We start from the raw sequence: 7770 nt of genomic DNA, 5'->3' as shown, positions 1-7770 counted from the left end.
TGACTTAGTTGTTGAGGTTGATTTAGTTCAAACCGCGACAGGTAACACAAGTACTGGACAAACTCCATTGTATGCTGGACCTGCCGATCCTGCTGGTATGGTAAATGGAACCACTCCTATCGCTAGATATGGATTTGATGTGAATTCTAACAGAATAGTTAAAGTACAAGGTTTTGCAATAGGTGCTGAGTATTCATTACCAAAAGGCTACCAAATTGCTGCAAACGTAAGTTATAATGAATTACTGGATGCCGATGTTCTAAGAGATGCTGGTTTCAGAGCGCAATTTAATACACCTGAATACAGATATAATATTAAATTCGCCAATAGAAAAGTAACTGATAAGTTAGGATTCTCAGTGAACTACAGATGGCAGGATGCTTTCTTGTGGGAGTCTTCTTACGGTGTAGGTGTTGTACCTGCATTTGGAACATTTGATGCTCAAGTAAGTTATAAGCTTTCAAACTTAAAATCAATACTCAAAGTAGGTGGTTCAAATATTACGAATGAAAGATATACTACTTCATTCGGTAACCCGCAATTAGGTGCCATCTATTATGTAAGCATCACGTTTGATCAATTCTTCAATTAATAAATAGGAATACAAATGAAAAATATTAAATATATATTTTACACTTTATTGAGTGCATCTGTTTTAATTACCTCATGTGATTCAGAAGATGACTTAATCGATGAACGATTGGCAGAAAATCCAATTGTAGATCCAAATTACAACCCGGGGAGTTTAGATATTTCTAACTATGTTGCAGTAGGGAATTCACTTTCAGCTGGATTCGCAGATGCAGCCTTATTTCCTCAAGGTCAAATGTTTTCATTTCCGAATATTATAGGTGAACAGTTGCAAAAATCAGGTGGCAATGCCTTTGTTTATCCAGATATTACTTCTGGCAATGGTTTTGGAGGATTAGATGATGATGGGATGCCTGAAGGAAGATCGTTCATAAGTCTAGAAATTGCTTTAGCCGCTTTAGCAGGAGACCCGGATGCAGAATTGGGAGATGCTATTCAAAATTCTTCAGGAACAGCTTTGAACACTTCAAGCACAACGGGTAGTAGTTTGAATAATTTTGGAGTACCTGGAGCCAGAGTAATTGATCTCGGTGTGAATGGCTATGGAGCAGCTAACCCATTTTATGGTGCATTTCAATCTTCAGCAAGTGCGTCAATACTAGAGGATGCAGTAAGTGCAAACGGTACTCTATTTAGCCTATGGATAGGCTCCAATGATGTTTTAGGTTATGCAACTTCTGGTGGAGTTAAGGGTGAAGCATTTAACCCAACTGATCCTCAAACAATAACGGATGCCGCCACTTTCCAAGCCGCTTATAGTGCCGCTTTAGATGCACTAACTGCCAATGGAGCTGAAGGAGTAGTATTAAATGTTCCTCCAGTTACTATTATTCCATTTTTTCAAATCGTAACTCAACTTGGTGGTGGTATTAACTTAATTCCACTCACAGAACAAGCACAAGTTGATGCTTTAAACGGAGCTTATGCGGCATATAATGGAGCGCTGGATGCTGCTGCAGCCGGAGCATTTGGTCCAAATTTTACAATTACAGCCCAAGAAGCCGCTTTTCGTAAAATCACATGGCAACTAGGTGCCAATCCGCCAGTTTTAATGGATGAATCTTTGACTGATCTTTCATTGGTAGACCCAGCCTTGGTTAATATGCGACAAGCCCAAGTCGACCCTACAACAGGTGCCACTGATTTATTCCCTTTGACTGCGCTTGCAGTTATTGGCACAGAAGCAGTTCCAGGGGTTGTTGAATCAACAATAGGTACAGGAGTACCAATTGAAGATCAATATACACTCACGTTAGATGAACAAGTTAATGTAATAACTGCATATGCTACTTTCAATGGAATAATTGCAGCAGAAGTCGCAGCGAGACCCAATGTACATATGGTAGATGTTGGTCCGCTATTCGCTGATATTTTTGGACTGTCCCCAGCACAAGCCGCTGGCCTTGCTCTTAGCACAGATGCACAAGCAGCTGCTGATGGCTCATTAGGAATTGATATCAATGGATTTAACATGGTTCCACTAAGTCTAAGTCAAGAAGAATTGTTTAACAGTATTTGGTCTACAGATGGTGTACATCCTAATGCAAGGGGAGCAGCTATTGTAGCTAATGAAATAATTAAAAAATTAAATTCAACATTTAATGCAAATATTCCTACCGTCAATCCATTGGATTACCCTGGAATTAATGCACTATAAGTTTTAATCCATTTACACTAGAAAAGGCCATCAATTTTAAATTGATGGCCTTTTCTATTATTCCTATCCTGAACTAATAAAAATGAAATAGAAAGAAACTATTCAATACTGTTAATTATCAATCAAAAAGATTAATTTGACATTGAATGCTATCCGGCAATTGAATGAGTAAACTCCTTACATTTCTCATATTAATCCTTTACACCTCTACTCTTTTGGCTCAAAGTAATGAAGAGAGCTTACGTATCTCTGAGTTATATGATCTACTGCCTGTTAAAAATAGCCTATACGGCAAAGAAGTACTCATCTATGATTACAAACTAAACAACAGAAGCATTATTAAAGATAGCTCGCTTATTACTCAAATATCTATTCTAGAGCCGGAATTTAAGGCCTCTACATTTAGTTATGACACCAATGGTTTAGATGTTGTTAAATACGAACACAGCAATGGAAAAAAGCAACCCGTTCAGCTATTTACATTAAACGAGCAACACAAAGTACTTGAGTCATCCAATGTAGATGACAACATGAAAGTGCTTTCGAAAACTTTTTATAAATATGAGCATGACAAATTGGTGACAGAGGAAGCATATACCGGCTATGCATACCTGGATGAGCCCAGAAGATTTTCTCTCATCACCTATAAATACGACAGCAACACCTTGCTGGAACGATCCAAAAAGTATAGCCTTAATGGTACCAATTGGGTTCAAACGTGGTGGAGTAAGTACGATGAAAATGGTAACGAAATACTTTTAGAAGAAAGTGAAGGTGATATTACAATCATGTACTCTAACGAATTTGACAAGGGAAAATTAATTAAGAGTACAATACAAAAAACGAATGAGAAGCCAGTCATCAGGGAAATTAAATATAATAAAAACGGGCACCCATCATCAGTTTATCTCTATCATAAGAAGAATAACAAACCTATCCGTCTTACTAAGTATTTCTATCGCTAAAAAGGTTCACTAAGCTCGATACCCATTAATAAATTTTGTCGTTGCAACCATGCCATTGAAATGGACACGTCTTTTGTCGGTTCATAAAACGCCTTGGAATTTAGAATAAAATGTACGCCACAAAAAAAGGGACACTTTTGAGAGTGTCCCTTTGTAGCCCGTAGGGGAATCGAACCCCTGTTACCAGGATGAAAACCTGGCGTCCTAACCCCTAGACGAACGGGCCATCTTTGTTTAGGAGGTGCAAATATATTACCACCTTTTAATTTTGCAAAACCTTAGTCTCAATTTTTTCGAATATTTTTTTCTTGTTGTTTCTCAACTCAAAATATAAGAATCAAGATTAAATCGTAAGTGCCTGATAATTAATGAGTTTTATATAGGTTATTGGTTTTAATAGACCTACATTGTTATTATACACAAACAATCAGAACTATGAAAAAACTATTAATCACAAGTCTGTGCCTTGCATCGCTATGTGCATTCGCTCAAGACAAAGAAGAAAGTTATGTCATGTATGAAATGATTACCCTTCAAATGAATGGTAAGGATAATGGCAAACTACAACAAGCGATGAAAGCACACAATGATGCTTTTCATAATAAGGAAGGACAAAAAGCAAGAGTCTGGGCAATTAATTCTGGACCAAACGCAGGAAAAACAGTTTGGATGATGGGGCCACTTACTTTCGCAGATCTTGATAACAGACCCCAAGGAAAAAATCACGATGATGACTGGAAAAACGTAGCCATTCATGTCGAATCTTTAGTTTCAGTTGAATACTGGCAAAGGGATGATGAATTGTCAGTAGTTAAGGATAAAGAGGCAAAAAATTTATACGTGAGGTTTAGTAACGTATCAGATGAAACTGGTTTTTTGACAAGGGATTTTATGGAAAAAGTGAGTGCTGTACAAAAAGCATTGGATAGAGATCATTCCTGGACAGTTTGGGATAATCAATTTCGCCAAGGAAACCGTGGTAGACATATGGCAACAGCCGGTGGCTTCGACAAATGGGCTGAGCTTGATGAAGACTGGGGTTTTAAAAATAAGTTTATAGAAATTTACGGGGAAGATAAATGGGTGACCTTCTGGAGAACTGGTGATTTGATATTTACAGACCAATGGGATGAGACCTGGACGTATATGCCAGAAATGAGTTCCAAATAATATCAATAGCTATAGAAAATGTAAGGGCGGGATCATATTCCGTCCTTTTCTATTTAATCGATTTAAAAATATTGGTTTTAGAAACGGCATCTCGTAGTTTTGCAACCTCAATGAAAGACTAACTATTTAACCCTCAATAAACATGACAAAAGTAGCAATAAACGGTTTTGGTAGAATCGGTCGATTGGCTTTCAAAGCATTACTGGAAAAGAGCAATGTAGAAGTAGTAGCCATTAATGACCTAACAGATACAACTACACTAGCGCACTTATTGAAATATGATTCTGTTCATGGCAGATTCAATGGTACTATTGAAGTTACTGCCGATGGCTTCAACGTAAACGGAAAGGCCATAAAAGTAACAGCAGAGCGCGACCCTTCTAACCTACCCTGGTCATCTTTAGGTGTTGACATCGTTCTTGAATCTACAGGTTTCTTTGTTGATAAGGAAGGAGCATCTAAGCACATAACTGCCGGAGCGAAAAAAGTAGTTATCTCTGCGCCAGCGAAAGGAGACATACCTACCGTTGTTTTAGGTGTAAATGATGATATATTAACCGGAAGCGAGACGATTATGTCTAACGCCTCTTGTACAACTAACTGTCTTGCCCCAGTTGCTAAAGTATTAAACGATAAATTTGGAATTGAAAAAGGGTTTATCACCACCATACATGCTTATACTTCCGACCAAAATTTGCAAGATGCGCCTCACAAGGATTTAAGAAGAGCAAGGGCCGCAGCAATTAATATGGTACCAACAACAACAGGTGCCGCAAAAGCGGTTGGTCTGGTCTTGCCTGACCTAAAAGGCAAACTAGATGGTAATGCTGTTCGTGTACCAACTCCTACAGGTTCTCTCACTGACCTTGTATGCGTGCTTAAAAAAGAAGTTACTGCAGCAGAAATTAATGCGGCAATAAAAGAAGCGGCCAATGGAGCAATGAAGGGAATTTTGGAATATACTGAAGATCCAATTGTATCTACAGATATTATAGGTAACCCTCATTCATCAATTTTTGATTCTCAAATGACTTCTGTCAATGGAAATTTGGCAAAAGTTGTTTCTTGGTATGACAATGAAGCTGGATACTCGAACAGAGTGGCGGATTTGATCGCTAAAATCGGCTAATTATATAATTGAATAATTTCGGAGGCCATTCCTTTACGGGATGGCCTTTTTTATTTCAGCATTGGCAAGGTTGTTTTTATACCATACGTTAAGTACCACCCCTACAATCATCACCGTCATTCCCAAATAGGTCATTAAATTAAAGGTCTCTTCAAAAAAGACATACCCGAAGCCAAGTGCGTAAATTAAACCTAAGTATTTGAGGCTGGCAATTTTAGAAAGTTCTTCTGCCTGATATGCCTTGGTCATAAAATATTGGGCTACTTGTGTAAATACTCCCACAAGTAGTAAAATAAACCACTCGGAACCATGTGGTTTGTACCAGTCAAAAGCCGAGATTAAGCCAGTTACAGGAAGCGTTACCAAAGGAAAATAAAAAACTATGACCAAAGGGTGTTCGGTTTGTTTTAGTTTTCTAATGAAATTATAGGCTAAACCAGAAAAAAATGCCGAAACAATACCAATAGCAAATAAAGAAGGTGTGATACGAGGATCAAACCCTTTGACCAAAATTACCCCGGAAAAAGCGAGCAGGTAAAAAATCCATTGCCAGGGTTTCACTTTTTCTTTCACAATGTAAATTCCCAATATCGAAGAAAAAATTGGAGACAAAAACTGAATGGTAACTGCACTGGCAAGTGGTATTAGTTGCAAAGTGGTAAAGTATAAAATAAGTGCCACGGCCCCACATACGCCACGTAAAAGCAGCACTTTTTTATTTTTACCCCAGATGTTAACACTTTGGATTCTTAAAAAGAAAAAGCTTAGAAATAATGAAACTACTGATCTAAAGAACACAATTTCTACAGCCGGGATATCCGGCACCATCTTCACAAACACATTCATGAGTGAGAAAAAAAATGTAGCCAGCAGCATGTATCTTACGCCTGATGTAAACATTTGGCAAATAACTTTTATTTTGGTGTATCAGGAAACTATTAACTAACTTATATTGTCATGCATCCAGTTCTTTTTGAAATAGGAGATCTTTTCACCATCTACTCTTATGGATTTTTTATTGTTGTTGGTGCAATAGCGGGCATCATTTACGTAGCATATCAAACCAGAAAAAATTATAACACAAATTTTGATACTATCAACTCACTCTTTTTGCTGTTACTTATTTCTGCAATCTTTGGCGGTAAAGTGTTTCTTTTTTTTGAAAACCCTTCTTATTACGCTGATAATTTCTCAAAGCTACTGACAGGTAAAGGTTTCGTTTTTTATGGGTCTTTGCTGTTTTGTATTCCTGCTATGCTTTACTTCTTTAAGAAAAAAGGACTGCCTGTGTTACCCATGTTAGATATTATGGCAATAACCACATGCATAGTTCATTTTTTTGGCAGAATTGGTTGTTTTATGGCGGGATGCTGCCATGGAATTGAATGGCACGGCCCGTTAGCAGTTACATTTACTAATCCGGTCTGCCTTGCTCCTTTAAATACACCGCTTCATCCCACACAATTATACAGCGCCTTAATGATTGGCTTGATTGGATTAACCCTGCTACTATTAAAAAACAGAAAGTCCTTTGATGGCCAGGTCTTCCTCTCCTATTTAATACTTTATGCCATTGGCAGATCAGTTATTGAAGTTTTCAGAGGCGACATAAGTAGAGGGTATGTTATCGAAGATTGGGTATCTCACTCACAATTTATTTCATTTCTGGTTATATCGGCTTCTTTGTATTTTTATATACGGCTTAGTAAGAAATAAAAGTATTCATGCTCAGTTATTATAAAATACTTGGTGTTGAGCAGCATGCTTCATCCGATCAAATAAAGAAAGCATACAAGTCATTAGCCTTAAAATATCATCCTGATAAAAATGGCGGGAATAAGGAGTTTGAAGAACTATTTAAACTTGTTAATACTGCCTATCAGGTTTTGATGGATGATAACAAACGCAGAAGGCATGACCTGGACATAGCATATACTACACGCACGCAAGAAGTATACTCTACCAACCGTCAGAGTAAGGAAAAAGAAGAAAGGACAGTTTATAATAGGTATGGAAAATTTGATTGGCGCAAAGCACCTAAGTATAAAACAGCCCCCATTTATAGAGTGGATAAAAACTATTATAGAAATGTGGTTATTTCTCTGTGCGCCATGGTATTTATGGCAGTTCTAACGTTAGCCTATACCAAAATTGATGAACATATTACGGCCAAAGAAAAAATAGAAAGAGAAGCAGCCATTGCACTTCAAATTAAAAGGGCCGAACAACTATTCAACAACAAACACTATCGTTCCGCA

Annotated in this window: 7 protein-coding genes, 1 tRNA gene and 1 pseudogene; 7 read left to right on the top strand and 2 right to left on the bottom strand. The window is 37.6% G+C overall.

Annotation, left to right across the window (positions count from 1 at the left end; genetic code table 11):
* From RLO81_RS15730 to RLO81_RS15720, 3 genes and pseudogenes are all read left to right on the top strand, one after another.
* Nucleotides 1-592 (top strand): annotated as a pseudogene (locus RLO81_RS15730) (TonB-dependent receptor); the annotation flags it as partial.
* A 15-nt stretch (nt 593-607) separates the two neighbouring features.
* The gene (locus RLO81_RS15725) at nt 608-2248 is read left to right on the top strand and encodes an SGNH/GDSL hydrolase family protein (protein WP_350113718.1); all 1641 of its coding nucleotides are present in this window, start codon (nt 608-610) and stop codon (nt 2246-2248) included.
* Between the two features lie 164 nt (nt 2249-2412).
* Nucleotides 2413-3213 (top strand): hypothetical protein, encoded by an 801-nt coding sequence (locus RLO81_RS15720; RefSeq protein ID WP_350113715.1) that lies wholly within the window; start codon nt 2413-2415, stop codon nt 3211-3213.
* Nucleotides 3214-3367: 154 nt separating this feature from the next.
* Here RLO81_RS15720 and RLO81_RS15715 read toward each other — a convergent pair.
* A tRNA-Glu gene (locus RLO81_RS15715) sits at nt 3368-3439 on the bottom strand.
* Between the two features lie 209 nt (nt 3440-3648).
* On the opposite strand from RLO81_RS15715, the gene RLO81_RS15710 reads away from it, so the two are divergent.
* Both RLO81_RS15710 and gap read left to right on the top strand, forming a co-directional pair.
* Nucleotides 3649-4383 (top strand): hypothetical protein, encoded by a 735-nt coding sequence (locus tag RLO81_RS15710; protein ID WP_350113712.1) that lies wholly within the window; start codon nt 3649-3651, stop codon nt 4381-4383.
* Between the two features lie 142 nt (nt 4384-4525).
* A complete protein-coding gene (gene gap, locus RLO81_RS15705) occupies nt 4526-5512 on the top strand; it encodes a type I glyceraldehyde-3-phosphate dehydrogenase (protein ID WP_502880465.1) in 987 nt (328 codons plus the stop codon).
* A 33-nt stretch (nt 5513-5545) separates the two neighbouring features.
* On the opposite strand, the gene RLO81_RS15700 is transcribed toward gap, so the two are convergent.
* Nucleotides 5546-6412: a DMT family transporter gene (locus RLO81_RS15700; RefSeq protein WP_350113710.1), complete on the bottom strand. Its 867-nt coding sequence runs from the start codon at nt 6410-6412 to the stop codon at nt 5546-5548.
* Nucleotides 6413-6469: 57 nt separating this feature from the next.
* On the opposite strand from RLO81_RS15700, the gene RLO81_RS15695 reads away from it, so the two are divergent.
* Nucleotides 6470-7228, top strand: coding sequence for a prolipoprotein diacylglyceryl transferase (locus RLO81_RS15695; RefSeq protein WP_350113707.1), 759 nt, complete (start codon nt 6470-6472; stop codon nt 7226-7228).
* An 8-nt stretch (nt 7229-7236) separates the two neighbouring features.
* A partial coding sequence (locus RLO81_RS15690; RefSeq protein WP_350113704.1) for a DnaJ domain-containing protein occupies nt 7237-7770 on the top strand: 534 nt, incomplete at its 3' end.

The sequence above is a fragment of the Fulvivirga sp. genome, from assembly GCF_040220315.1.
Classification (GTDB): Bacteria; Bacteroidota; Bacteroidia; order Cytophagales; family Cyclobacteriaceae; genus Fulvivirga.
The sequence above is the reverse complement of the archived record's forward strand: the minus strand, read 5'-3'. Positions and strand labels throughout refer to the sequence as shown.

What these genes read in the sequence shown, in the direction of transcription:
- RLO81_RS15700 (WP_350113710.1), bottom strand. Translation starts at nt 6,412, where the DNA reads ATGTTTACATCAGGCGTAAGATACATGCTGCTGGCTACATTTTTTTTC.
- RLO81_RS15710 (WP_350113712.1), top strand. Translation starts at nt 3,649, where the DNA reads ATGAAAAAACTATTAATCACAAGTCTGTGCCTTGCATCGCTATGTGCA.
- RLO81_RS15695 (WP_350113707.1), top strand. Translation starts at nt 6,470, where the DNA reads ATGCATCCAGTTCTTTTTGAAATAGGAGATCTTTTCACCATCTACTCT.
- RLO81_RS15720 (WP_350113715.1), top strand. Translation starts at nt 2,413, where the DNA reads ATGAGTAAACTCCTTACATTTCTCATATTAATCCTTTACACCTCTACT.
- gap (WP_502880465.1), top strand. Translation starts at nt 4,526, where the DNA reads ATGACAAAAGTAGCAATAAACGGTTTTGGTAGAATCGGTCGATTGGCT.
- RLO81_RS15725 (WP_350113718.1), top strand. Translation starts at nt 608, where the DNA reads ATGAAAAATATTAAATATATATTTTACACTTTATTGAGTGCATCTGTT.